This is a genomic window from Streptomyces sp. NPDC002779, from assembly GCF_042888685.1.
Classification (GTDB): domain Bacteria; phylum Actinomycetota; class Actinomycetes; order Streptomycetales; family Streptomycetaceae; genus Streptomyces.
Window position 1 is genome coordinate 25490 of record NZ_JBIAQC010000001.1, and the last position, 24384, is coordinate 49873.

The following is a 24384-nucleotide window of genomic DNA, read 5'->3' on the forward strand; positions in this document are numbered from 1 at the left end:
AACTCGCGGGGTACCTGGGCCGCGCGGGGGTTCCGCACGACGCTTCTTACGGTGTTGCCTGCTCGACGTAGAGGCGCAACGCCTTGGTGTCGAGCGGTCCCGGGGCGCGCAACGCCCGTGGGAACGCCCGACGGCGTACCGCCAGGTCGAGACAGACCAGGGCGGGGTGCACGTACGCACCCCGGCCGGGCAGCGTACCGCGATGATCGGGGACGCACTCGTCCTCGATCGCCACGATACGCAGCAAGTCTCTCTTGGCCGCTCGCTCCCGGCACCCCACGCAGGTGCGCTCGGGGCATGCTGGGGCTTGCGTCCGGCCAGACACTGTTAAGTCTACCTCCCCGCACCGACCTCACCCCTTTGGGGCAAGAATCGAACGGTTGTTGTCGTGATCTCAGCCACCCGCGGCCGGGTTCTATTCCCCGGGCTGCTCGGTGTCGGGGCGGATGTCGATGCGCCAGCCGGTCAGACGGGCCGCAAGCCGGGCATTCTGCCCTTCCTTGCCGATCGCCAGTGACAGCTGGTAGTCGGGCACGGTCACGCGCGCGGACCGGGCCGCCATGTCCACGACCTCCACCTTGGAGACCCGGGCCGGCGAGAGCGCGTTCGCCACCATCTCGGCCGGGTCGTCCGACCAGTCGACGATGTCGATCTTCTCGCCGTTCAGCTCGCCCATGACATTGCGCACACGGCCGCCCATGGGGCCGATGCAGGCGCCCTTGGCGTTCAGCCCGGAGCGGGTGGACCGGACGGCGATCTTCGTGCGGTGTCCGGCCTCGCGGGCGATCGCGGCGATCTCGACGGAACCGTCGGCGATCTCCGGCACCTCCAGGGCGAAGAGCTTCTTCACCAGGTTCGGGTGGGTGCGCGAGAGGGTCACGGAGGGGCCGCGGACGCCCTTGGCGACCCGTACGACGTAGCTGCGCAGCCGCAGGCCGTGCGGGTAGGTCTCGCCGGGCACCTGCTCCTGCACCGGCAGGATGGCCTCCAGCTTGCCGATGTCCACGAGCACGTTCTTCGGGTCGCGGCCCTGCTGGACCACTCCGGTGACGATGTCGCCCTCACGCCCCGCGTACTCGCCGAGCGTGGCGTCGTCCTCGGCGTCGCGCAGCCGCTGCAGGATGACCTGCTTGGCGGTGGTGGCGGCGATACGGCCGAAGCCGGACGGGGTGTCGTCGAACGGGCGGGCTTCCTGGCCCTCCTCGAGGTCCTCGGGGTCCTCCTTCGCCCACACGGTCACATGCCCGGTCTCCCGGTTGAGCTCCACGCGCGCGTGTCGGCGGCTTCCCTCGGTGCGGTGGTAGGCGATGAGGAGGGCCGACTCGATCGCCTCGACCAGCAGGTCGAAGGAGATCTCCTTCTCCCGCACCAAGCCCCGCAGGGCGCTCATGTCGATGTCCACGGCTACGCCTCCTCCTCTTCCTTCATGTCCTTCTTGTCCTTGCGGCTGAACTCGACCTGGACGCGGGCCTTGGCGATGTCGCCGAAGCCGAGCCTGCGGGTCGTGGCCTTGCGGCCCTTCACACCGGGTACTTCCAGATCCACGCCGTCCTCGTCCACGGTCAGGATCCGCGCGACCAGTTCCCCGCCCTCGGTGAGCTGGAATCTCACCAGCCGGTCGACGGCGCGCACATAGTGCCGGTGCTCGGTGAGCTCGCGCTCCGCACCGGGGGTACCCACTTCGAGGTCGTACGCGCCGTCACCCATCGCATCGGTCTCGTCGAGCTTCGCCGAGAGCGCACGGCTCACATCGGCGATCTGGTCCAGATCGGCACCGGTGTCCGAGTCGACGACCACGCGCAGCACCCGCTTGCGTCCGACGGAGTCCACTGCGATCTCTTCGAGATCGAGGCCCTGGGAGCTGACAAGGGGTTCCAGAAGTTCTCGCAGCCTCTCGCTCTGGGTGGTGCTCATCCGGGTGACTCCTCGGCCGCGTGTGCTGTTGTGGGATGGGTCGCGTGTCTGGTCAAAGGGTATCGGGTCGCGGGGTGTGTTGCCGTCCATCGGGTGGCGGACGGGTGCCGGTGGGTGGTCCCGGACATGTCCACGGGTACCGTGATCACGGGCGTGCCGCCCTCCACTCCGTACGAGCACCGAGGACGTCTGCCGTGCCGTTTCCCCCGCCGCCGCGCCTGCCCTCGGGGCCGCGCAGAAGGAGCCTGCTCGCCGCGGTCACCGGTGCCGCCGTGCTGGTGGGCTGTTCACCCGGTTCGGACACCGACGGCACGGCCGGCAGCCCGTCGGCCGCGGACCGCGCACGCGCGCGTGCGGCCCGGGACAGCGCGGAGCTGGTGGACCGCTACGACGCGGTGATCGCCGCTCATCCGGCCCTGGCGGACCGGCTGCGGCCGCTGCGCGCGGAGGTGCTCCGGCACGCGGAGGCGTTCGGCGGTACGGCGGCGGCCGGGCCGGGGACCCCGTCCGCGCCGGCGACCGGGCCGGCGGTGCCGTCCGACGCGAAGGGCGCGCTCGCGGAACTCGCCGCCGCCGAACGGACGCTGTCGGACCGCAGGATCGGGGCGCTGTCGGCGCTGCCCGGGGAGCTCGCCCGGCTGCTGGCCTCGGTGGCGGCTTCCGGGGCGGCGCATGTGTATCTGCTGACGGAGGGTGCGGCGTGAGCAAGGCCAAGGCCGGGGAACTGACCGCGCTCCAGGCGGCGCTGGCCGCCGAGCACGCGGCGGTGTACGGGTACGGCGTCGTCGGGGGGCGGATCCGGGAGGGGCGCCGCGCCGAGGCCCGCGGGGCCTACGACGCCCATCGGGCGCGCCGGGACGCCCTGGTGCGCGAGGTGCTGGACCTGGGCGGGGAGCCGGTCGCCGCGGAGCCCGGGTACGCCCTGCCGTTCGCGGTGTCCGGCCCCGCCGCGGCGGCCCGGCTCGCCGCCGAGGTGGAGGACCGGGTGGCCGGGGTCTACTCGGATCTGGTGCGGGCGGCCACCGGTGAGCGGCGGCGTACGGCCGCCGAGGCGCTGCGGGAGGCGGCGGTGCGGGCGGTGCGCTGGCGCGGCGAGAGCGTAGCCTTCCCTGGGCTCGCCGAGCGGGCGGCCACCGGCTCGCCATCGGCGACGCCCACGGCGTGATGTGAACGGGAAGGAAACTCTCGCGTATGGCTTTCGAACCGCCGCGGCGTCTGGTCAGGGCGCTCGGTGAGACGGCACCGGATGCCGACGGCTGGCTGGAGAAGCTGCCCGATGCGGCGCAACAGGCCGTAACGCTACGCGAGTTGACCGTGGAGCGGGTGCAGGTGCCCGGCGGGCGCAGCAGCCTGGTCGTGCTGGTGCGGCAGGCGGACGGTACGCCGGCCGTGCTGAAGCTGGCCCCGCCGCGGGCCCGGCCCGAGAGCGAGCGCGCGGCGCTGGCGCACTGGGGCGGCCGGGGCGCCGTACAGCTGCTGGAGCCCTTCCGTACGGAGGGGGTGCTGGTGCTGGAGCGGCTGCACCCGGATGTGTCGGTGCGGTCGCTGCCGGAGGCGAAGGCGCTGCTGGAGGCGGCGGGGACGTTGCGCCGGCTGTGGGTGGAGCCGCCCGGGGACCATGTCTTCGAGACCGTCGCCGAGCGGACGGGGCGGCAGGCCGAGGCGATGCGGCTCGGCTCCGCCGGTGACGCGGGAGCGGCGGTGCTGGTGGACGCGGCGCTCTCCGCTCGGGAGGAGCTGCTGGCGGCGCCGCCCGAGCACCGGCTTTTGCACGGGACGTTCCGGCAGAGCAAGGTGCTGGCGGGGGAACGGACGCCGTGGCTGGCCGTGGGGCCGGATCCCGTGGTGGGTGAGTGCGCGTTCGATCTGGCCCGGCTGGTGCGGGACCGCGTGGAGGACCTGATCGCCACGCCGTCGGGGGCGGCGACGACGCGCCGCCGGATCAAGCGGCTGGCCGAGTCCCTGGACGTGGACCAGGAACGACTCCGCGGCTGGACCCTGTTCCGGGCCGTGGAGTCCGGCGTACGCGCCCTGCGAGTGGGCCGCCCCCAGGACGCCGAACTGCTACTGGAGTTCGCGTCCTGGCTCTGACCTCCCCACCCGGCAAGCACCCACCGCACGGGAACCCGGGCGCCCTCGCGGGCCGACTCCGCCACCGGGAACCCTGGCCCCACGGCACAGGAAGCGCGCATCCCCGCGGGGGTCTGCAGGGCGCGCGACGGCCTCCTCGACCGACTGCGCCACCGCCGGCTCTGACTCCGGAGACCCGCGCCCCCACGACCACAGGCCCCCCGCCTCCCCGCGGGTCTGGAGGGCCCGTGGCCGGGCGCACGATGCCCTCCTCGGCCGTCTGCTCCCCCGCCATCTCACACCGGAAAACCGCCGCCATGACCGGACCGCGGGCCTCCTCCTCCCGGACCCGGACGGCCTAAGCGACCGGGCGCGCGAGGCCTCCCCGGCCGTCTGCGCCACCGCCGGCTCTGACGCCGGAAACCCTCGCCCCCACGACCACAGGCACCCGCATCCCCACGGGGCCTGGGATGGCCTCTCGGGCGGCTGCTCCCCCGCCTGCTCTCACGCCGGAAAAGCCCGCCGCCCATGAACGGGCCGCGGGCTTTCTCTCGGGGCTGGGGGACTGCGCGGGCCGGCTCTTGGCCGCCCTCCCCCGGAGGGGTTACGCCGTCAGGTGGGTGAGGGCTTCCTCGATGGTCAGTTCCTCGCGTTCGCCGGTGCGGCGGTCCTTGAGTTCGAGTACGCCCTCGGCCGCGCGACGTCCGGCCACCAGGATCTTGGGGACGCCGATCAGCTCGGAGTCGGTGAACTTCACGCCCGGGGACACCCCGGCGCGGTCGTCGCACAGGACCCGCAGGCCCTTCGCCGCCAGCTTCTCGGAGACGTCGAGGGCGAGTTCGGTCTGCAGGGCCTTGCCGGCGGCGACCACATGGACGTCGGCCGGGGCGACCTCGGCGGGCCAGCACAGGCCCTTGTCGTCGGCGGTCTGCTCGGCGAGCGCCGCGACCGCGCGGGAGACGCCGATGCCGTAGGAGCCCATGGTGACGCGGACCGGCTTGCCCTGCTGGCCGAGGACGTCGAGCTTGAGGGCGTCGGCGTACTTGCGGCCGAGCTGGAAGATGTGGCCGATCTCGATGGCGCGGTCCAGCTTGAGGCCGGTGCCGCAGTTCGGACACGGGTCGCCCTCCTGGACGACCACGACGTCGACGTACTCGGCGACCTCGAAGTCCCGTCCCGCGACGACGTTCTTCGCGTGCGTGCCCTCCTTGTTGGCGCCCGTGATCCAGGAGGTACCGGGGGCCACGCGCGGGTCGGCGAGGTACCTGACCTTCTCGCCCAGGCCCTGCGGACCGACGTAACCGCGCACCAGGTCGGGGCGGCCCGCGAAGTCCTCCTCGGTGACCATCTCGACCGTCGCCGGGGCGAAGTGCGCCTCGACCTTGTCCAGGTCGACCTCACGGTCACCGGGGACACCGACGGCCACGATCTCGCCGTCGACCTTCACCAGGAGGTTCTTCAGGGTCGCGGAGGCCGGGACGCCGAGGTGGGCGGCGAGGGTCTCGATGGTGGGGGTGTCCGGGGTCGGGATCTCCTCCAGCGCGGCCACGCCGTCCGCGTCCACCGGCTGCAGCGCGTAGGTGATCGCCTCGGTGTTGGCCGCGAAGTCGCAGTTCGGGCAGTCGGCGAAGGTGTCCTCGCCGGCCTCGGCCGGGGCGAGGAACTCCTCGGACTTGGAGCCGCCCATCGCGCCCGCGGTGGCGGCGCAGATGCGGTAGTCCAGGCCGAGCCGCTCGAAGACGCGCTGGTAGGCCTGGCGGTGCAGGGCGTAGGACCGGGCCAGGCCCTCGTCGTCGAGGTCGAAGGAGTAGGAGTCCTTCATCAGGAACTCACGGCCGCGCAGGATGCCCGCCCGGGGGCGGGCCTCGTCGCGGTACTTGTGCTGGATCTGGTAGAGGATGACCGGCAGGTCCTTATAGGAGGACGCCTGGTCCTTCACCAGCAGGGTGAAGATCTCCTCGTGGGTCGGGCCGAGCAGGTAGTCGCCGCCCTTGCGGTCCTTGAGGCGGAACAGCTCCTGGCCGTACTCGTCCCAGCGGCCCGTCGCGTCGTACGGCTCACGCGGCAGCAGGGCCGGCAGCAGCACCTCCTGGGCACCGATCGCGTCCATCTCCTCACGGACGATCCGCTCCACATTGGCGAGCACCCGCTTGCCGAGCGGCAGCCAGGACCAGATGCCGGCCGCCGTGCGGCGGACGTAGCCGGCCCGGACGAGCAGCTTGTGGCTGAGGACCTCGGCGTCCGCCGGGTCGTCGCGCAGCGTCTTCGCCATCAACTGGGACATGCGCTGGACCGGTACGTTCGCCATGGTTCGTGTACTCCTGCTGCGTGAGGGTTATGGCAGGAGGTTAGCCGGGCGGTACGGGGCGGTGGAAATCGGTTGGGGCCCCTATCGCCTGCGCAGCGGCAGCGCGGCCCCCATCACGGCGTACGGCCTCGGGGCGCTGGGGAAGAGGACCTGCCGGGCGAGGTCCTGGTAGCCGAGGGAGTGGTAGAGGCCGCGGGCCGGGCTGTCGGTGTCGATCGCGGAGAGGATCGAGCGGGGTTCGGCGGCGTCGTCGGTGAGGGCGGTGATCAGGGCGCGGCCCAGTCCGCGGTTCTGGTACGCCGGGTGGACGTGCAGCTCGGTGATGACGAAGGAGTCGTCGAGCCAGTGGTCGTTGCCCCGGCCGCGGAGGTACGGCTCCACGACCGTGGACCACCAGTGGGTGCGGTCGTTCGGCATGCCGTAGACGAATCCGACGAGCCGGCCGTCCGCGGTGGCTCCGAGGGCGCGGGCGCCGGGATAGGCCATGTGACGCAGGACGATCTGACGGCGTACGACCACCTCGTCCGGGCCGAGCCCGAAGGCGACGGCTTGGACGGCCAGGGCCTCGTCCACGTGGGCCGGCAGATCCAGGGGGCCGATGACGACGTCCATGCGGGGAGGGTACAGGGAGCTAAAAGAGGACGCTCATGAAGGCGCCGACCTCTTCGAAGCCGACCCGTCGGTACGTCCTTCTCGCCGCGGTGTTGAAGTCGTTGACGTAGAGGCTCACCACCGGGGCCACGTCCGCGAGGGCGTAGCGCAGTACGGCCGCCATGGCGGGGGCCGCCAGGCCCTGGCCCCGGTATTCGGGGGCCACCCAGACGCCCTGGATCTGGCAGGCGCGGTCGGTCGCGGCGCCGATCTCCGCCTTGAAGACGACCCGGCCGTATTCGTCGAGGCGGGCGAACGAGCGGCCGGAGCCGACCAGTTCGGCCACCCGGGCCTGGTACAGCAGGCCGCCGTCGCCGGCCATCGGGGAGACGCCGACCTCCTCGGTGAACATCGCCACGCACGCCGGCATGATCGTGTCCATCTCGTCCTTGCGGATCCGGCGGACGCGCGGGTCGGGGGCGATGGTCCGCGGCATGCGGTCGGTGACCATGAGGGGCTGCCGGGCGCGGACGTCCCGGGCCGGGCCCCAGTTCGGTTCCAGCAGGCGCCAGAGCTGGGCGGTGGGTTCGGCCGGGCCCACGATCGAGGAGCAGCGGCGGCCCGCCCGGCGGGCCCGGTCGGCGAAGGCGCGGACGGCTCGGGGGGTGGCGCAGATGGGGACGAGGTTGGCGCCCGCGTAGCACAGGGACGTCAGCATGCCGTCCTCGTACCAGCCCCACATCTCGCCGCCGAGGCGCCAGGGGTCCAGGCCGGCGACCTGGACCCGGGACGTGACGAAGGCGTTCGTCACGGGATCGCGGTCCAGGACGGCGAGCGCTGCGTCCAGGTCGCTCGGTTCGAGGACCCGGGAGGTGGTCTGGGTCAGCAACTGCGGGGCCTCACACTAAAGACAGCTGATCTCCGCACTGTACCTGGCGGGGATGTGGAGTGCCGCCCTGCCGGAGTGAGACCGGTCGAGGTGCTGCTCGCCGGGGGTGCCGCTCAGCCCTTCCCCGGGGGGTCAGCCCGCTACCGAGACCGACGGCTCGCCCGACTCGATGCCCGCGTCCTGCATCTGCTCGGCCAGCTTCATGGCCTCCTCGATCAGGGTCTCCACGATCTTGGACTCCGGCACCGTCTTGATGACCTCGCCCTTGACGAAGATCTGGCCCTTGCCGTTGCCGGAGGCGACACCGAGGTCGGCCTCGCGGGCCTCGCCGGGGCCGTTCACGACGCAGCCCATGACCGCGACGCGGAGGGGGACCTCCATGCCGGTCAGGCCCGCGGTGACTTCCTCCGCCAGCTTGTAGACGTCCACCTGGGCACGGCCGCAGGACGGGCAGGAGACGATCTCCAGGCCGCGCTGCTTGAGGTTCAGGGACTCCAGGATCTGGATGCCGACCTTGACCTCCTCGGCGGGGGGCGCCGAGAGGGAGACGCGGATCGTGTCGCCGATGCCCTGGGAGAGCAGCGCGCCGAAGGCGACCGCCGACTTGATCGTGCCCTGGAAGGCGGGGCCCGCCTCCGTCACACCGAGGTGCAGCGGGTAGTCGCACTGGGCGGCGAGCTGCTTGTACGCCTCGATCATGACGACCGGGTCGTTGTGCTTCACCGAGATCTTGATGTCGCGGAAGTCGTGCTCCTCGAAGAGCGAGGCCTCCCAGAGGGCCGACTCGACGAGCGCCTCGGGCGTCGCCTTGCCGTACTTCTGCAGCAGCCGCCGGTCCAGCGAGCCCGCGTTCACGCCGATGCGGATCGGGGTGCCGTGGTCCTTCGCCGCCTTGGCGATCTCCTTGACCTTGTCGTCGAACTGCTTGATGTTGCCGGGGTTCACCCGGACCGCGGCGCAGCCGGCCTCGATGGCCGCGAAGACGTACTTGGGCTGGAAGTGGATGTCCGCGATCACCGGGATCTGCGACTTGCGGGCGATGGTGGCGAGGGCGTCCGCGTCGTCCTGCGTGGGGCAGGCGACCCGCACGATCTGGCAGCCGGACGCCGTCAGCTCGGCGATCTGCTGGAGGGTCGCGCCGATGTCGGACGTCCGGGTCGTCGTCATCGACTGGACGGAGACCGGGGCGTCGCCGCCCACCGCGACCGTGCCCACCTGGATCTGCCGGCTCTTCCGGCGCTCGGCAACCCTGGTCGGAACGGACGGCATGCCGAGAGAAATCGCAGTCATCTGCTGTGCAACCCCAAGTCGTGGATCAAGGTCCGGTCCCGTCAGCAGCGGGCTCCAGGCTTCGAGATTACGGCACGGGCAATGGCGACAGCACATCACGGCCCGTAAACCCACTCGATGGAAGGCGGCCCGGGACACAGGAGCCCGGGCCGCCGCCAACGCCGTATGGCTAGGAGATTCTCACCGGGTTGACCACGTCGGCGATCAGCACCAGGAGTGTGAAGCAGACGAAGATTCCGGCCACCACGTAGGCCACCGGCATCAGCTTCGCCACGTCGAACGGGCCCGGGTCCGGGCGGCGCAGCACCTTCGCGACGTTCCGGCGCAGCGACTCCCACATCGCGCCCGCGATATGGCCGCCGTCGAGCGGCAGCAGCGGGAGCATGTTGAACAGGAACAGGGAGAGGTTGAAGCCGGCCACCAGCATGACCGCCATGGCCAGCTGCTGGGAGGCGGGGATGTCGAGGGTGAAGATCTCGCCGCCCACCCGGGCGGCGCCGACCACGCCCATGGGCGAGTCGGACTCGCGCTCGCCGTCGCCGAAGGCGGCGTCCCACAGGGCAGGGATCTTGCTGGGCAGGGCGGCGAGGGAGTCGACGGCGTCGCCGACCCGGTCGCCCATCCAGGTCACGGAGTCACCGAAGTCCTGTTTGACGATGCCGGTGGCGGCGCTGAAGCCGAGGAAGCCGGCGGTGACGTACTCGCCCTGGACGATCTGGCCGCCGGCGTCCTTCTTGGCGACCTGGTTGGTGGCTATCTTCGCGGTGAGGGTGACCTCCTGGCCGTCCCGGTCGACGACGATCGGCACCTGCTTGCCGGGGTTGGCGCGGATCAGGTCGGAGAGCTTGTTCCAGTCGTCGGTGCGCACCCCGTCGAAGGCGACGATCTTGTCGCCGGCCTTCAGGCCCGCGGCGGCGGCCGGTGCGGCCGGGTCGGACTTCTCGCAGGTGTCGCGGTTCTCGCTCTGGGCGATGACGCACTGCGAGACCGAACTGACGGTGGTGGTCTGCTGGGAGATGCCGAAGCCCATCAGCACGGTGAGGAACAGGCCGACGGCGAGCACCAGGTTCATGAAGGGGCCCGCGAACATCACGATGACCCGCTTCCACGGCTTGCGCGTGTAGAAGAGGCGGGTCTCGTCACCCGGCCTGAGCTCCTCGAACGCGGCCTCGCGGGCGTCCTCGATCATGCCGCGCCAGGGCGAGGTGGAGCGGGCCTCCAGCCGGCCGTCGGGGCCGGGCGGGAACATGCCGATCATGCGGATGTAGCCGCCGAACGGGATGGCCTTGATGCCGTACTCCGTCTCGCCCTTCTTCCGCGACCACAGGGTCGGGCCGAAGCCGACCATGTACTGGGGCACGCGGATGCCGAAGAGCTTGGCGGTGGACAGGTGCCCCAGCTCGTGCCACGCGATCGAGAAGAGCAGCCCGACGGCGAAGACCACTATGCCGAGGATGAACATCAAGGTCGTCATGCACGGGCCTCCGCCGTCTGTGCCGCCAGTTCCCTGGCCCGGGTGCGCGCCCAGGCCTCCGCTTCGAGGACGTCCGCGACGGTGAGTGAGGTTCCCGTCACGGGGGTGCCGTGCTCCTGGACCACCCGGGTCACGGTCTCCATGATGCCGTTGAACGGCAGCGCGCCGGCCCGGAAGGCCTCCACGCACTCCTCGTTGGCGGCATTGAACACCGCCGGGGCCGTGCCCGCGAGCTCACCGACGTGCCGGGCGAGGTTCACCGACGGGAACGCGTCGTTGTCGAGCGGGAAGAACTCCCACGTCGAGGCCCTGCTCCAGTCGAAGGCGGGCGCCGCGCCGGGGACGCGCTCGGGCCAGCCCAGACCGATGGCGATCGGCCCGCGCATGTCGGGGGGCGTCGCCTGGGCGATCGTGGATCCGTCGGTGAACTCGACCATCGAGTGAACATACGACTGGGGGTGCACGACGACCTCAATGCGGTCGAAGGGAATGTCGTAGAGAAGGTGTGCCTCGATGACTTCCAGGCCCTTGTTGACGAGGGTCGCGGAGTTGATCGTGATCACCGGGCCCATGGCCCAGGTGGGATGGGCGAGGGCGTCCTCGACGGTGACGCTCGCCAGTTCCTGCTTCGTGCGGCCGCGGAAGGGGCCGCCGGACGCGGTGACGACGAGCTTGCGTACGTCCGCGCGCGTGCCGGAGGCCAGCGCCTGGAACAGCGCCGCGTGCTCGGAGTCGACCGGGATGATCTGGCCCGGCTTGGCGAGCGCCTTGACCAGCGGGCCGCCGACGATGAGCGACTCCTTGTTGGCGAGCGCGAGGGTGCGGCCCGCTTCCAGGGCGGCGAGGGTCGGGGCCAGGCCGATCGAGCCGGTGATGCCGTTCAGGACGGTGTGGCAGTCGGAGGCGGCGGCCTCGGTGGCGGCCTCCGGTCCGGCGAGGATCTCGGGCAGCGGCTCGCCGGCGCCGTACCGCGCGCGGAGGGCCTCGCGCAGCTCCGGTACGGCGTCCTCGCGGGCGACGGCGACCGTGCGGGCCTTCAGCCGGTGGGCCTGCTCGGCGAGGAGGGCGACGCGGCCGCCGTTGGCGGAGAGCGCGGTGACCCGGAAGCGGTCGGGGTGGCGCAGCACCAGGTCGATGGCCTGAGTGCCGATCGACCCGGTGGAGCCGAGGATCACCACGTCCTTCGGGCCGTCTCCCGCGACGGGGTCGTACACCAGGTGCGGGTCGGCGAGGGGGGCTGGAGAGTCGCTCATCCCTCCATTGTTGCCGCAAGCACGGCGTGGGAGGACAGGGCGTCCCCCTCACGGGGGCGGAGGGGAACGCCCGGTCGACGGCCGGTCAGCGGATCGGGCGGTGGACGTTCTCCCGTTCGCTCGGGCCCGGGAGGGCGTCGGCGATCCAGGGGCCGTCGCCCGAGGGGTCGACGATGCCCTGCTCCAGCCATGCGTAGGTACCGGACATGACGCCCTTGACGACCTTGCGGTCGACGTCGTCGGTGTTGCTCCACAGCCGGCCGAAGAGCTCCTCGGTGCGGATGCGGGACTGGCGGCAGAAGGCGTCGGCGAGCTGGTAGGCCTCCCGGCCGTTCTCGCCGCGGGAGCGCAGGTGCTCGGCGCGTACGCAGACCGCGCTCATCGCGAACAGTTCCGCACCGATGTCGACGATCCGGGCGAGGAAGCCCTGCTTGGACTCCATCCGGCCCTGCCAGCGGGACATGGCGTAGAAGGTGGAGCGGGCCAGCTTGCGGGAGGTGCGTTCGATGTACCGCAGGTGGGCGGAGAGGTCCACCTCGCGCTTGAACTCGCCGTACGAGTAGGGGAGCTGTCCCTGCCCGGCGACCAGTTTCGGGAGCCACTTGGCGTAGAAGACGCCCGCGTTCGCGCCCGCCTTGGCCTTGTCCTGGAGGGACTTGTCGGGGTCGATGAGGTCACCGGCGACCGAGAGGTGGGCGTCGACGGCCTCGCGGGCGATGAGCAGATGCATGATCTCCGTCGAGCCCTCGAAGATGCGGTTGATGCGCAGATCGCGCAGGACCTGCTCGGCGGGGACCGCCCGCTCGCCGCGGGCCCGGAGCGACTCGGCCGTCTCGAAGCCGCGTCCGCCGCGGATCTGGACGAGCTCGTCGGCCATCAGCCAGCCCATCTCGGAGGCGTACAGCTTGGCCAGGGCGCCTTCGATGCGGATGTCGTTGCGGTCCTCGTCGGCCATCTGCGAGGCCAGGTCGAGCACGGCCTCCAGGGCGAAGGTGGTGGCCGCGATGAAGGAGATCTTGGCGCCGACCGCTTCGTGCCGGGCGATCGGCTTGCCCCACTGCTCGCGGGCCGCCGACCACTCCCGCGCGATCTTCAGGCACCACTTGCCGGCGGCCACGCAGGACGCGGGCAGCGACAGCCGCCCGGTGTTGAGGGTGGTCAGCGCGATCTTGAGGCCGGCGCCCTCGGGGCCGATGCGGTTGGCGGCGGGGACCCGGACCTGGTGGAAGCGGGTGACGCCGTTCTCGATGCCGCGCAGGCCCATGAAGGCGTTGCGGTGCTCGACGGTGATGCCGGGTGAGTTGGTCTCCACGACGAAGGCCGTGATGCCGCCCTTGTGCCCGTCGGACTTCGGCACCCGGGCCATGACGACGAGCAGGTCGGCGACCACTCCGTTGGTGGTCCACAGCTTCACTCCGTCGAGGACGTAGTCGTCCCCGTCCGGTACGGCGGAGGCGGCGAGCCGGGCCGGGTCGGAGCCGACATCCGGCTCGGTGAGCAGGAACGCCGAGATGTCGGTGCGGGCGCAGCGCGGCAGGAACCGTTCCTTCTGCTCGTCCGTGCCGAACAGTTTCAGCGGCTGGGGCACGCCGATCGACTGGTGGGCCGAGAGCAGCACGCCGATCGCGGGCGAGGCGGAGCCGGCCAGGGCGAGGGCCTTGTTGTAGTAGACCTGGGTGAGGCCGAGGCCGCCGTACTTGGTGTCGATCTTCATGCCGAAGGCGCCGATCTCCTTGAGGCCGCCCACGACCTCGTCGGGGATGCGGGACTCGCGCTCGATGAGGGCGCCGTCGACCTTGGTCTCGACGAAGTCGCGGAGCTTGGCGAGGAACTCCTCGCCGCGCTGGGCGGCCTCGTCGGTCGGCATGGGGTGGGGGTGGATGAGGTCGAGGCGGAAGCGGCCGAGGAACAGTTCCTTGGCGAAGCTGGGCTTGCGCCAGTCCTGCTCACGGGCCGCCTCCGCCACCTGGCGGGCCTCACGTTCGGTGACTGTGGGCTTGGTCGTTGGAGCGGACATGACGCTCACCTCGCCGCGCATAGGTATCTTTTCCGGATCTTCCGGACCGAGAGTTACTGACGGGTGCTACCCGATCGTATGTACCCGATGCGGGGCGAGGTGGCCACCCTGTGTGCGGCCGTTCAGCCGAGAATCGCTCCCGGGCAAAATCGCTGTCGAAGCGCTTCGACAGCCTATGGACACCCACCCCCGGTGGAGCTACTGTCGAACCACCCTCACCCGCCCGTATTCACCGTGCGCACTGTCGAAGCGCTTCACAAAGCTTGGAGAGCTGGATGGTCACCCTCGCCGAGGTCGCCCAGCACGCCGGAGTCTCGGCGAGCACGGTGAGCTATGTCCTCAGCGGCAAGCGGTCCATCTCCGCGACCACCCGGCACCGGGTCGAGCAGAGCATCCGCGAGCTCGGCTACCACCCGAACGCGGGCGCCCGGGCGCTGGCCAGCAGCCGGTCGAACATCATCGCGCTGATGATCCCCCTGCGCACCGACATGTATGTGCCGGTGATGATGGAAATCGCCATCGCGGTGGCCACCACCGCGCGCACGCACGGCTACGACGTCCTGCTGCTCACCGGCGAGGAGGGCCCGGACGCGGTGCGCCGGGTCACCGGCAGCGGCCTCGCCGACGCGATGATCCTGATGGACGTCGAACTCGACGACGAGCGGCTGCCGTTGCTCCGCGACACCGACCAGCCGTCCGTGCTGATCGGACTGCCCGCCGACACCTCCGGGCTGACCTGCGTCGATCTGGACTTCCGGGCGACCGGCGCGCTGTGCGTGGAGCATCTGGCGAAGTTCGGGCACCGCGACATCGCTGTCATCGGCGAGGCGCCCGCGGTCTATGAACGGCACACCGGGTTCGCCGAGCGCACCCTCGACGGACTGCGCTCGCGCGCCCAGGAGTTGGGCGCCCGGCTGCTGCACCGGCCGTGCGAGGGCGGTTACGACGCGATGGCCGTGACCCTGGCCCGCGTCTTCGACGAGCGTCCGGGCACCACGGGCTTCGTCGTGCAGAACGAGTCGGCGGTGGAGCCGCTGCTCGCGCTGCTGCGCCAGCAGGGCCGGGCCGTGCCGGAGGACGTGTCGGTGGTCGCGATCTGCCCCGACCAGGTCGCCGTCCAGGCCTCGGTGCGGCTGACGTCGGTGTCCATTCCCGCGCAGGAGATGGGCCGGCAGGCCGTGGAGCATCTGGTGGCCAAGCTGGACGGGCGGGGCGAGGACGAGGTCGTGCTCATCGCCCCCGAGTTGACGGTCCGGGCGAGCTCGGGTCCGGCCGCTTCCTGACCTGTACGTCCCCGTGCGGCCCCTGCGGGGGCGGCTTCCCCCTGTCATCGTTCAGGAGTACGCCTCGTGAATCAGCCTGCCGAAAGCCAAGCGAAGATCAGCCTGGCGCAGTCCTCCCCCACCGTCGGCACGTTCCGCGAGCGGGACGGCGCGCTGGAGTGGAGCGGCCGTCAGGAGACCGTACGCGTCGAGCCGTGGGGTCCGGACGCGGTGCGGGTGCGGGCCCGGCTGGGCGGGCCGGTGCTGGCCGGTCTGCCGGGCGCGCTGCTGGACGAGGCTCCCGCGACGCCGTCCACGGTGAAGATCGAGGGCGGGCGGGGGCGGCTGACGGTCGGGGCGCTCACCGTGGAGGTCGACGCCGAGGGCATGGTCCGCTTCCTGCGCACCGGCGACGGCGCCGAACTGCTCGCCGAGGAGCGCGCCCACTTCTGGTGGCCGGGTCCGCGGCTGTACACGGCCGTGGGCAACGGCCACCACCGTCTGGAGCAGCGCTTCGCCGCCTACGACGACGAGAAGCTCTACGGCCTCGGCCAGCACCAGCACGGCCGGCTCGACCAGAAGGGCCTGGTCCTGGACCTGGTGCAGCGCAATGCCGAGGTCGGCATCCCGGTGCTCACCTCCAGCCGCGGCTACACCCTGCTGTGGAACAACCCGGCGATCGGCCGGGTGGAGCTGGCCCACAACGGCACCCGCTGGGTCGCGGACTCGGCCCGGCAGATCGACTACTGGATCACCGCGGGCGACCCGGCCGACGCCCAGCGCCGCTACAGCGCGGTGACCGGCCGGACGCCGATGCTGCCCGAGTGGGCGGCCGGGTTCTGGCAGTGCAAGCTGCGCTACCGCACCCAGGACGAACTCCTCGCCGTGGCACGGGAGTACAAGCGGCGGGGCCTGCCCCTGGACGCGATCGTCTGCGACTTCTTCCACTGGACGCACCTCGGCGAGTGGAAGTTCGACCCCGCGGAGTGGCCGGACCCCGCGGCGATGGTCCGCGAACTCGAGGAGCTGGGCGTCACGTTGGTGGTGAGCGTCTGGCCGTCGGTGTCCCCGCTGTCGGAGAACCACCCGGTGATGGAGCAGCGCGGCTGGTTCATCGGCACCCAGTACGGCCCGATGGCGCACGCCGACTGGCCGGACAAGGAGGTCGCCTCGACCGTCCAGGTCTCCTTCTACGACGCCACCAATCCGGAGGCCCGGGAGTTCGTGTGGTCGCGGATCCGCGACAACTACCTGCGCCCGTACGGCATCACGGCCTTCTGGCTGGACGCCTGCGAGCCGGAGCTGAAGCCGGGCTTCCAGGAGAACCTGCGGTACTGGGCGGGGCCCGGCCTGGAGGTCGGCAACCTCTACCCGGCGGAAAACTCCCGCACCTTCCACGAGGGGCTCAGCGCCGAGGGCGAGTCCGACATCATCACCCTCAACCGCTCGGCCTGGGCGGGCAGTCAGCGCTACGGCGCCGCCCTGTGGTCCGGTGACATCGGCACCGACTTCCCGACCCTGCGCCGCCAGATCGCGGCCGGTCTCAACACCGCGCTGGCCGGTATCCCCTGGTGGAACACCGACATCGGCGGCTTCCACGGCGGCGACCCGCAGGACCCGGCGTACCGGGAGGTCATGGTCCGCTGGTTCCAGTTCGGCGCGCTGTCCCCGCTGATGCGGCTGCACGGCTTCCGCGACCCGGGTATGCCGCTGGGCCCGGACATGACGGGCGGTCCCAACGAGGTCTGGTCGTACGGCGAGGAGGCCGGCGCGATCCTGGAGCGGTATCTGCGGCTGCGCGAGCGGCTGAAGCCGTACGTGCTGAAGGTCATGCGCGAGGCGCACGAGGAAGGGCTGCCCGTGATGCGGCCGCTGTTCCTGGAGTTTCCGCGGGACCCGGCCGCCTGGTCGGTGGACGACGCCTATCTCTTCGGCCGGGACCTGCTGGTGGCGCCGGTGCTGACGGCGGGGGCCACCGCCCGGACGGTGCATCTGCCGGCGGGCGCGGTCTGGACGGACGCGTGGACGGGTCAGACGTACCAGGGCGGCGCAGCCGTGACGGTCGACGCCCCGCTGGACCGCATCCCGCTGTTCCTGCGGGACGGGGCCGAGCTGCCGATCGCGGAATGACGGATGCGGCCGGTCCCGCTATCCGCGGGACCGGCCGCACGCTCAGACCGTCAACTGCTGCTGATGGTCAGGTTGTTGGTGACGAAGTCCAGGCCGCCGGAGGACGAGGTGATCTCGTAGCCGAACTGGACGTCCCCGATCGTCTCGTTGGCGGACATCCAGCCCTTGGTGCCCGCGATCCAGGTGAGGATCGGCTTGATGTTCACGGTGCCGGCGTTGGAGTCCGAGGTGCGCAGGAACGAGAAGACCTCGTTGGCGCCGTTGTTGCCCTTGTAGACGTTCCAGGTGTGGCCGCCGAGCGTGACCGAGCCCTGGGAGCTGCCGAGCGGGCCGACCGGGCCGTGGTGGTTGACCCACAGCATGATCTCGTAGTCGTAGTCGGTGTCCCAGATGTCGTACGACGTGTTGTAGGCGCCGGACGCGGGGACCGTGACGTTGTAGCTGCTGGTCAGCGACGCGATCGAGGAAATCGGCTTGTTGACCACCTTCTTCGCGTTCGGGTACGACTTGATGCCGCCGGTGTTGGGGTGGTTGGCCCAGACGCCCCAGTTGGTACCGGAGTTGGCCCAGACGCACTGGCTGCCGGCGCCGGAGCCCCAGATGTTGTTGTAGAGCGTGTAGCCGTTCAGGGTGGTGTTGCCCCACTGGTCGCAGGAGTTCCAGACGGCGGCGTGGGCGGGTGCGGAGGCGAGGCCGACGGTGGCGCCGAGGGCGAGCGCCGGGGCGACGAGGGCCCGGGTGACACGGCGGAGCGTGCGGGTTGATGCCATGGTGTCCCTTCCATGGGTGGGGGGGGGGAAGTGCGGGGAGTCACCACGTCCCTGGGGTGAGGACGTGGTCTTCTCCGGCGACGAGGTCGAGCGGTCTCGCGCCGGTGGAAGTCCTGAGTTCGACGCGGAGCGTGCGGGTGGGGCGGAGGATCGCGCTCGCTCCGTGCGGGGTCCAGTCGAGGTCGAGTTCGGCGCCGAACCGGGTGCGGATGCCGGAGATCCGGCCCGTCGGGTACGCCCGTGGGAGCGCGGGCAGCAGGACCAGCCGGTGGGGGGTCGACTGGACGAGCGCCTCGATCAGCACCGCGGGCAGGGTGTGGGCGGCGTCCGCGTTGTAGACGTCCCGGTTCGGGTAGTGCGCGCTCATCAGGGAGGCGTGGAAGAAGTCGCCGTCCAGGACCTGGCCGAGGGCGAGGGCGACACGGTCCGCGTCGCGCAGGCGGGCGGCGACGAGGGCGTGGTGGAGATGGCCGTGCGCGGAGTCGTTCTCGGCGCCGCGCAGTTCGAGGGCGCGGTGCGCGGCCCGCGCGAGGTCCGGGGTGTCGTAGGGGTTGATCTCGTCGAGGGGCCAGACGCCGTAGAGGTGGCTGAGGTGGCGGTGGTCGTAGCTGTCCTCCAGGCCGGGCCGGGCCCATTCGGCGAGGGCGCCCCGGTCGTTGACGCGGTGCGGGGGGAGCCGGTCGGCGAGTGCTCTCCAGCGGTCGGCGTGCTCGGGGTGGTACTCGGCCGCGGCGCGCAGGGCGTGCCGGGCGGCCGAGAGGTCCATGGCCGCGTTGAGGGTGCCCCAGCTCGCGTTCGCGGGCCGGTTCTCCGGCGAGTAGGACGGGACGACCACCAGGTGGCCTTCGTCGTCGGTGCGGGTGAGGAAGTCCTCGTAGAACCGGGCGACTTCGGCGAGCGCGGTCGCGGTGCCGGGGTCGCGTTCGCCCCGTGTCTCGTCGTGGTCGACGAGTGGTTTGAGCAGCCAGTCGGCGCCCGCGGTCCACAGGTGCAGGGGGTACTCGCGGCTGAAGTGGTACAGGTGCCCGGACTCGCCGTCGGTGTGGGCGGGCGCGACGACGCCTCGGGTGCCGAAGACGGCACGGGCGTTCTCACGCCAGTGCGGGAGCTGACGGGCAATCAGCGCGGCGTGGGCTGCCGTGACTTCGGGGAGCGAGGCGGCCACGGCGGAGGCGGTCTGGAGGTTGAGGTTGGCGTCGGTGGTGAAGGCGCCCGACCAGGCCGTGTTCCAGTCGCCGGTCCACACTCCGGTGAGCCGGGGCGGCAGCAGACCGCTGCTGGACAGCAGGTGGTAGCGGCCGGCCGCGAAGAGCCGCTCCAGCAGGGCCGCGCTGCGGGTCCGCCGGAGCAGTTCCGAGCCGGGCAGGGCACGCTCGGCCGGGTCGCCGTCCAGGTCGAGGGTGACGCGCTGGTAGGCGGTGCGGTGCCGGGGCAGATGGCGGGCGAGGAGGACGTCGTACGGCTGCTCGGTGGCGGGCAGCAGTGCGCGCAGGGCGCGGCCCTCCTCGATCACGTCCAGCGCGCCGGTGTGCCGGCGGACCCGGGTGAGCAGCAGGACCGAGGCGGCGCCCTCGACGCGCACGCCTGGGGGTACGAGCACGCAGGTGCCGCGGGTGACGGCGACGAGGGTGATGCCGGTGTACGCCCGGTCGCTGTCCGGGTAGCGGGCGCGCAGGCTGAGCAGGGCGCCCTCGGGGGTGAGCAGCGCGCCCTGGCCGACGCCGAGGCCGTCGGGGGCGCCGGGGAGGCGGTGGTCCAGGGTGATGTCGAGGCGGGGGCCGGCGGTGGTGACGTGCTGGACGATCACGTCGTCCGTGCGGGAGACGAAGAGGCGGCTGGACCAGTCGGCGCGCTCGGCGATGGTCTCACCGGTGGTGAAGTCGACGGAGCGGCGGTAGCCGGGGGCGTCGGCGGGCGGTCTGCGCAGCCGGATCCGGAAGGCGGGGTGGAAGGGCTGCACCCACTGGAGGGGGCGGCCGTCGGTGAAGGTCTCGGCGGCCGTGGTGTCACCTGCCAGCAACCTGTCCTGCAGCGCGGGGAGTTCGGCCGCCAGCTCGGGGGGACGGGCCTTCTCGCCGCCGTTGGGTCGTACCAGGGTGTGCTGGGTGACGATGACGCGGTCGTCGTCCGGATCGCCGAACACCAGGGCGCCGTGGTGGCCGTTGCCGCTGAGGAAGGCGTCCTCCCAGCGGGCGGCGGGGGCGGGCTCCCACGTGCCGTGCACGGTCATGGCTTCAGCACCGCCACCGCGTACCGGCCGAGGGTGAGTTCGTCCGTGACGGTCGTGTCCGTCAGGAGGTCCCGGTGGGTGCCGGGGACCTGCACCGTGACCGGGTCGCGGCCGTGGTTCAGCACGAACAGGACCTCGCCCCGGCGGACGGCCTCCACCTGCGGGGGCAGTCCGTCGAGCACGGGCCGGACGCCCGCCTCGGCGCCGATCCGCTCCAACAGCTCGCGCAGGTCCGGCGGTTCGGGGAGCGTGGAGAGGTACCAGGCGCGGCCGGTGCGCAGGACCGCGGGCAGGCCGTCGAGCTCACCGCCCTGGTAGGAGGCCACGGTCCGGGCGTCGTCGCTCTTCTCGATCTCCTCCGACCACAGCGTGCCGCGGAACCCCTCGCACTCGACGCTCTCCCCCGCCTCCAGCGGCCACCACTCGTGCAGGGTGCGGATGCCGAACAGCTCGCGCAACCGGGCGTCCATGCCTCCGGGGCGTACCCGGTCGTCCTCGTCGGCGACCCCGGTGAGGAAGCCGGAGACGAGGGTGCCGCCCTGGCGGACGTAGCCGAGGAGGTTGTCGATCGCGGTGTCGGTGAGGGCGTACAGCTGGGGCACGACGACCAGCCGGTACCGGGTCAGGTCGTGCTCGGGGTGGGCGAAGTCGGTGGTGAGGTGGGCCTCCCAGAGGGCGCGGTGCCAGGCGGTGAGGATCTGGGCGTAGTCGACCTCGGTGGAGAGCCGGCCCTCGTGGGCGCCGGCCCACCAGGAGTGCCAGTCGTGCAGCACGGCGATGTCGTGGTCGCTGTGGCCGCCGCTCACCTCACCGGCGATCCGGGCGAGGTCGGCGCCGAGCCGCTTGATCTCCTGGTACGTCCGCCCCTGCTCGCCCGCGTGGCCGACCATGCCGGAGTGGAACTTCTCGGCGCCCTGCCGGGACTGGCGCCACTGGAAGTAGCAGACGGCGTCCGCGCCCCGGGCCACGGCCTGGAGGGACCACAGCCGGTTGAGGCCGGGCGGCTTGGGGTGGTTGACGCCCCGCCAGTTCACCGGCCCGGCGGCCTGTTCCATCAGCATCCAGGGGCCGCGGGCCTGGGAGCGCGTCATGTCCTGCACCAGGGCGCCGTGCTGGGCGCCGAGGGGGTCGCGGGGGTCGGGGTAGAGGTCGACGGAGACGACGTCCTCCTCCTCGGCCCAGCGCCAGGCGTCCTGCCCGGCCCACAGCGGCATGAAGTTGGTGGTGACCGGGAGGTGGGGGGTGTACCGGCGGACGATGTCCCGCTCGGCGAGGCAGCACTCCAGGAGCATGTCGGAGGTGAACCGCTTGAAGTCCAGGACCTGGGCGGGGTTCTTCAGATAGTGGGCGTGACGGGGGGTGTGGATCTCCTCCCAGTCGTCGTAGCCCTGGCTCCAGAAGGCGGTGCCCCAGGCGGTGTTGAGGGCGTCGAGGCTGCCGTACTTGCGCCGCAGCCAGCCGCGGAAGCGGGCGGCGGCCGCCTCGCTCCAGTCGTAGGTGCAGTACTCGTTGTTGATGTGCCACATGGTGAGGGCCGGGTGGGTGGCGTAGCGGGCGGCCAGGTCCTCGGTGATGGCGGCGGCATGACGGCGGTAGGTGGCGCTGGAGTGGGAGAAGTGCTGGCGGCCGCCCCACCACTCGGTCCGGCCGTCCTGGTCGACGGGGAGGGTGTCGGGGTGCAGACGGCCGAGCCAGGGCGGGGGCGAGGCGGTGGGGGTGGCGAGGACGACACCGATGCCGCTCACGTGCAGCAGGTCCATCAGGCGGTCGAGCCAGCCGAACTCCCTCGCTCCGGGGCGGGGTTCGAGCTTGGCCCAGGAGAAGACGCCGAGGGTGACGGAGTTGACGCCGGCGTCGCGCATCAGCCGGATGTCGTCCGGCCAGGTCTCCTCGGGCCACTGTTCGGGGTTGTAGTCGCCGCCGAAGAGGACGCGGCCCCGGGTGACGTCGGCGAGGGACGGCTTCACGCGGGCTCCCCGTACTGGATGCCCCGGCCGTTGGTGGCCAGGTACACCCGGCCGTACACGCGCGGGTCGCCGGTGATGGTCTCGCCGATCCAGCCCCACTGGTGCCGGTCGTCATTGATGCGGACCCAGCTCCGGCCGGCGTCGTCGGAGCGGTACACGGCGGTGATCGCCTCCGTGGAGCCGACCTGGTAGACCGCCGGATAGTCGGCGCCGTCGGCGGCCTTGCCGAAGCCGAGGGTGTACGAGGCCCAGCAGCTGTCGACCTCGGCGAAGCTCGCGCCGCCGTCGGTGGACCGGTACAGCCCGTTCCACTTGGCGCTCAGCCACAGGTCGCCGGATCTGCCCGGCGCCGCGACGACCTTGAACTGACTGTCGCCGGAGGGCAGCCCGGTCGCACGCGCGGTGAACGAGCGGCCACTGTCAGTGCTGGCGAGTAGCGTTCCTGTATCGGTGTCGTACGCGTAGAAGAGCGTCGGGTCGGCCGGGTCGGCGACCGGCGTGGCGCCCTTCGGGAAGGAGGGGACCTCGGTCCAGGTGGAGCCGTTGTCCGCGGAGCGGTAGGCGGGGTGCCTGGTGCCGTCCCAGTGCACGAAGACCCAGAGCAGGGCGGTGCCGTCGGCGTTGGTCGCGATCGGTCCCGGTGCGTTCCTGGCGAGGTCGGGCGAGCCCGCGAAGGGCGCCCAGGTCCGTCCGCCGTCGTCGGAATATGCGCCGTTGCCGTGGTCGCCCCAGCCGGTGCGGACGACGTACGCCGGCTTCGCCGCGGCCTGCGCGAGTCCCGTCGCCGACCCGAACACGGGGTTCGTGGCCATGCCGCGCGAGGGGGACGCGGTGAGCTTCTCGTGGTACATCACGCCGATGTCCCTGGACCCGCTGAGCAGGTGTGCCTCCCCGACCGGAGGTGACACCAGCTGCACCACCGAGGCTTCCTCCAGGCCGCGGATCTGCGGGGCCCAGTGCTTCAGGTCCCGGGTGCCGTACAGGGTGGCGCCGGTGCCGAAGACGAGGTGCCGGGAGTCGTAGGGGTCGAGGGCGAGCGCCTGGATCCACCAGCCGAACTTGGGGGCGTCTCCGCCCCACTTCAGATAGGGGGTTTCCGATACGTCGAGAACCGCGGAGTCCTTGAGGGACGTCCAGGTGCGTCCGCCGTCGGTGCTGCGGAAGACGGTGTCGACGGCCGCCCACCGGTTGTTGGTGGAGACGACGACGGTGCCGGGCCGTCGGGCGTCGACGGCGACGCCGCCGTACCCGAAGGTGTCGTCACCGCCGGGTGCCACCGGCGTGACGTCGCTCCATCTGCCGTCCAGGGTGCACAGCCGGTGGACGCTGCCGTCGGACTGCCCGTTGGGGCCGGGCGCGTCGGCGTACGTCAGGTACAGGTGCCGGCCGGTGCGGTCGTAGGCGGCGCGGATCGGGACCTTGGCGGCGGTGCCGGAGGGCCGGCCGGGGACGGCTTCCCAGGTGGTGCCGTCGGAGGTGCGGTAGAGGTTGGCCTCGGTGCCGTCGGAGTCGCCCCAGCCGGCGTAGAGGCTGCGTCCTGCGGCGACCAGCAGGGTGACGCCCTGCCCGGAGGCACTGGGCGTGGCGGGGAAGCCGCCGGCGGGGGCCCAGGTGGCGCCGCGGTCGGTCGACTTCAGCAGGCCGTCGTGCCGGGTGCCGAGCCAGAGGGTGTCGCTGTTGCGGGGATCGACGAGCAGCCGCTCTCCGGTGCCCCGTCCGTCCTCGTTGGCCCCGAGCTTCACGCCGAGGTCGGTACGGCTCCAGGTGGCGCCCCGGTCGTCGGAGCGCAGGACGGCGCCGTTGGAGGCCCAGGACTGGGCGTAGGTGCCGACGGCGAGGTAGAGGCGGCCGGGGTGGGCCGGATCGACGGCCATGGCCTCGACGCCGAGCAGGTTCCAGTCGTCCCACCCGAGATGATCGAGGAGCGGGGTCCAGCGGGCGGTGCGGTCGTCCCAGCGGTAGGCGCCGCCGATGTCGGTACGGGCGTAGGCGAGGCCGCGGACGGAGGGGTGGAAGAGCACGCCGGTGATGAAGCCGGTGCCGCCGATGACGGCGTTGCGCCAGCGGTAGGCGGGGGCGGTGGGGGCGGCCTGCGCGCTTGCCTGGAACGCGGGGACAGCGGTGAGCGCGGCGGCCGCGGTCCCGGCAAGAACGGCTCGCCGGCCAAGGCGGGGCGTGAGCATGACATACCTCGCTTGTCGAGAAGGGCGGGATTACCT

The 24384-nt window shown here is 71.7% G+C and carries 19 protein-coding genes; 5 read left to right on the forward strand and 14 right to left on the reverse strand.

Going from position 1 to position 24384, the window contains the following annotated elements:
• Positions 1-46 precede the first annotated feature (46 nt).
• The 3 genes from ACFYW5_RS00100 to rimP form a co-directional block, all read right to left on the reverse strand.
• Complete coding sequence (locus ACFYW5_RS00100) at positions 47-325, reverse strand: YlxR family protein (protein WP_389414675.1); 279 nt, start codon at positions 323-325, stop codon at positions 47-49.
• A gap of 90 nt (positions 326-415) precedes the next feature.
• Positions 416-1402 carry a transcription termination factor NusA gene (nusA, locus tag ACFYW5_RS00105; protein ID WP_389414676.1) on the reverse strand — a complete coding sequence of 329 codons (987 nt, stop codon included), beginning with the start codon at positions 1400-1402 and terminating at the stop codon, positions 416-418.
• Positions 1403-1404: 2 nt separating this feature from the next.
• Complete coding sequence (gene rimP, locus ACFYW5_RS00110; protein ID WP_389414677.1) at positions 1405-1914, reverse strand: ribosome maturation factor RimP; 510 nt, start codon at positions 1912-1914, stop codon at positions 1405-1407.
• 194 nt (positions 1915-2108) lie between these two features.
• On the opposite strand from rimP, the gene ACFYW5_RS00115 reads away from it, so the two are divergent.
• The 3 genes from ACFYW5_RS00115 to ACFYW5_RS00125 are packed head-to-tail and all read left to right on the forward strand — an operon-like array spanning position 2109 to position 4005.
• Positions 2109-2618, forward strand: a complete 510-nt coding sequence (locus ACFYW5_RS00115; protein WP_389414678.1) for a hypothetical protein — start codon at positions 2109-2111, stop codon at positions 2616-2618.
• Complete coding sequence (locus ACFYW5_RS00120) at positions 2615-3079, forward strand: ferritin-like domain-containing protein (RefSeq protein WP_389414679.1); 465 nt, start codon at positions 2615-2617, stop codon at positions 3077-3079. Before ACFYW5_RS00115 ends, ACFYW5_RS00120 begins: the two co-directional genes overlap by 4 nt.
• Before the next feature lie 26 nt (positions 3080-3105).
• Entirely contained in the window at positions 3106-4005 is a 900-nt protein-coding gene (locus ACFYW5_RS00125; RefSeq protein WP_389414680.1) for an aminoglycoside phosphotransferase family protein, read from the forward strand.
• A gap of 583 nt (positions 4006-4588) precedes the next feature.
• On the opposite strand, the gene ACFYW5_RS00130 is transcribed toward ACFYW5_RS00125, so the two are convergent.
• The 7 genes from ACFYW5_RS00130 to ACFYW5_RS00160 form a co-directional block, all read right to left on the reverse strand.
• Positions 4589-6292 (reverse strand): proline--tRNA ligase, encoded by a 1704-nt coding sequence (locus ACFYW5_RS00130; protein WP_389414681.1) that lies wholly within the window; start codon positions 6290-6292, stop codon positions 4589-4591.
• An 81-nt stretch (positions 6293-6373) separates the two neighbouring features.
• Positions 6374-6904 carry a GNAT family N-acetyltransferase gene (locus ACFYW5_RS00135; RefSeq protein WP_389414682.1) on the reverse strand — a complete coding sequence of 177 codons (531 nt, stop codon included), beginning with the start codon at positions 6902-6904 and terminating at the stop codon, positions 6374-6376.
• Positions 6905-6923: 19 nt separating this feature from the next.
• A complete protein-coding gene (locus ACFYW5_RS00140; protein WP_389414683.1) occupies positions 6924-7772 on the reverse strand; it encodes a GNAT family N-acetyltransferase in 849 nt (282 codons plus the stop codon).
• 132 nt (positions 7773-7904) lie between these two features.
• The gene (gene ispG, locus ACFYW5_RS00145; RefSeq protein WP_250074464.1) at positions 7905-9062 is read right to left on the reverse strand and encodes a flavodoxin-dependent (E)-4-hydroxy-3-methylbut-2-enyl-diphosphate synthase; all 1158 of its coding nucleotides are present in this window, start codon (positions 9060-9062) and stop codon (positions 7905-7907) included.
• A gap of 169 nt (positions 9063-9231) precedes the next feature.
• Positions 9232-10524, reverse strand: coding sequence for a M50 family metallopeptidase (locus ACFYW5_RS00150; RefSeq protein ID WP_389415602.1), 1293 nt, complete (start codon positions 10522-10524; stop codon positions 9232-9234).
• An 8-nt stretch (positions 10525-10532) separates the two neighbouring features.
• The gene (gene dxr, locus ACFYW5_RS00155) at positions 10533-11789 is read right to left on the reverse strand and encodes a 1-deoxy-D-xylulose-5-phosphate reductoisomerase (protein WP_389414684.1); all 1257 of its coding nucleotides are present in this window, start codon (positions 11787-11789) and stop codon (positions 10533-10535) included.
• An 85-nt stretch (positions 11790-11874) separates the two neighbouring features.
• Entirely contained in the window at positions 11875-13806 is a 1932-nt protein-coding gene (locus ACFYW5_RS00160) for an acyl-CoA dehydrogenase family protein (RefSeq protein ID WP_389414685.1), read from the reverse strand.
• A gap of 275 nt (positions 13807-14081) precedes the next feature.
• On the opposite strand from ACFYW5_RS00160, the gene ACFYW5_RS00165 reads away from it, so the two are divergent.
• Together ACFYW5_RS00165 and ACFYW5_RS00170 are read left to right on the forward strand one after the other, a co-directional pair.
• The gene (locus ACFYW5_RS00165) at positions 14082-15089 is read left to right on the forward strand and encodes a LacI family DNA-binding transcriptional regulator (protein WP_389414686.1); all 1008 of its coding nucleotides are present in this window, start codon (positions 14082-14084) and stop codon (positions 15087-15089) included.
• 66 nt (positions 15090-15155) lie between these two features.
• A complete protein-coding gene (locus ACFYW5_RS00170) occupies positions 15156-17198 on the forward strand; it encodes a TIM-barrel domain-containing protein (protein ID WP_389414687.1) in 2043 nt (680 codons plus the stop codon).
• Positions 17199-17248: 50 nt separating this feature from the next.
• Here ACFYW5_RS00170 and ACFYW5_RS00175 read toward each other — a convergent pair whose 3' ends face one another.
• The 4 genes from ACFYW5_RS00175 to ACFYW5_RS00190 are packed head-to-tail and all read right to left on the reverse strand — an operon-like array spanning position 17249 to position 24348.
• Positions 17249-17968 carry a hypothetical protein gene (locus tag ACFYW5_RS00175; protein WP_389414688.1) on the reverse strand — a complete coding sequence of 240 codons (720 nt, stop codon included), beginning with the start codon at positions 17966-17968 and terminating at the stop codon, positions 17249-17251.
• Between the two features lie 40 nt (positions 17969-18008).
• Positions 18009-20198 carry a glycoside hydrolase N-terminal domain-containing protein gene (locus ACFYW5_RS00180; RefSeq protein ID WP_389414689.1) on the reverse strand — a complete coding sequence of 730 codons (2190 nt, stop codon included), beginning with the start codon at positions 20196-20198 and terminating at the stop codon, positions 18009-18011.
• Positions 20195-22165, reverse strand: a complete 1971-nt coding sequence (locus ACFYW5_RS00185) for a beta-galactosidase (RefSeq protein ID WP_389414690.1) — start codon at positions 22163-22165, stop codon at positions 20195-20197. Before ACFYW5_RS00185 ends, ACFYW5_RS00180 begins: the two co-directional genes overlap by 4 nt.
• Entirely contained in the window at positions 22162-24348 is a 2187-nt protein-coding gene (locus ACFYW5_RS00190; protein WP_389414691.1) for a 1,4-beta-glucanase, read from the reverse strand. Before ACFYW5_RS00190 ends, ACFYW5_RS00185 begins: the two co-directional genes overlap by 4 nt.
• Positions 24349-24384: the final 36 nt, after the last annotated feature.

Excerpts from the sequence above, each read along its gene's own strand:
- rimP (WP_389414677.1), bottom strand. The coding sequence starts at position 1,914 with ATGAGCACCACCCAGAGCGAGAGGCTGCGAGAACTTCTGGAACCCCTT.
- ACFYW5_RS00125 (WP_389414680.1), top strand. The coding sequence starts at position 3,106 with ATGGCTTTCGAACCGCCGCGGCGTCTGGTCAGGGCGCTCGGTGAGACG.
- ACFYW5_RS00130 (WP_389414681.1), bottom strand. The coding sequence starts at position 6,292 with ATGGCGAACGTACCGGTCCAGCGCATGTCCCAGTTGATGGCGAAGACG.
- ACFYW5_RS00135 (WP_389414682.1), bottom strand. The coding sequence starts at position 6,904 with ATGGACGTCGTCATCGGCCCCCTGGATCTGCCGGCCCACGTGGACGAG.
- ispG (WP_250074464.1), bottom strand. The coding sequence starts at position 9,062 with ATGACTGCGATTTCTCTCGGCATGCCGTCCGTTCCGACCAGGGTTGCC.
- ACFYW5_RS00150 (WP_389415602.1), bottom strand. The coding sequence starts at position 10,524 with ATGTTCATCCTCGGCATAGTGGTCTTCGCCGTCGGGCTGCTCTTCTCG.
- dxr (WP_389414684.1), bottom strand. The coding sequence starts at position 11,789 with ATGAGCGACTCTCCAGCCCCCCTCGCCGACCCGCACCTGGTGTACGAC.
- ACFYW5_RS00160 (WP_389414685.1), bottom strand. The coding sequence starts at position 13,806 with ATGTCCGCTCCAACGACCAAGCCCACAGTCACCGAACGTGAGGCCCGC.
- ACFYW5_RS00165 (WP_389414686.1), top strand. The coding sequence starts at position 14,082 with ATGGTCACCCTCGCCGAGGTCGCCCAGCACGCCGGAGTCTCGGCGAGC.
- ACFYW5_RS00175 (WP_389414688.1), bottom strand. The coding sequence starts at position 17,968 with ATGGCATCAACCCGCACGCTCCGCCGTGTCACCCGGGCCCTCGTCGCC.
- ACFYW5_RS00180 (WP_389414689.1), bottom strand. The coding sequence starts at position 20,198 with ATGACCGTGCACGGCACGTGGGAGCCCGCCCCCGCCGCCCGCTGGGAG.
- ACFYW5_RS00190 (WP_389414691.1), bottom strand. The coding sequence starts at position 24,348 with ATGCTCACGCCCCGCCTTGGCCGGCGAGCCGTTCTTGCCGGGACCGCG.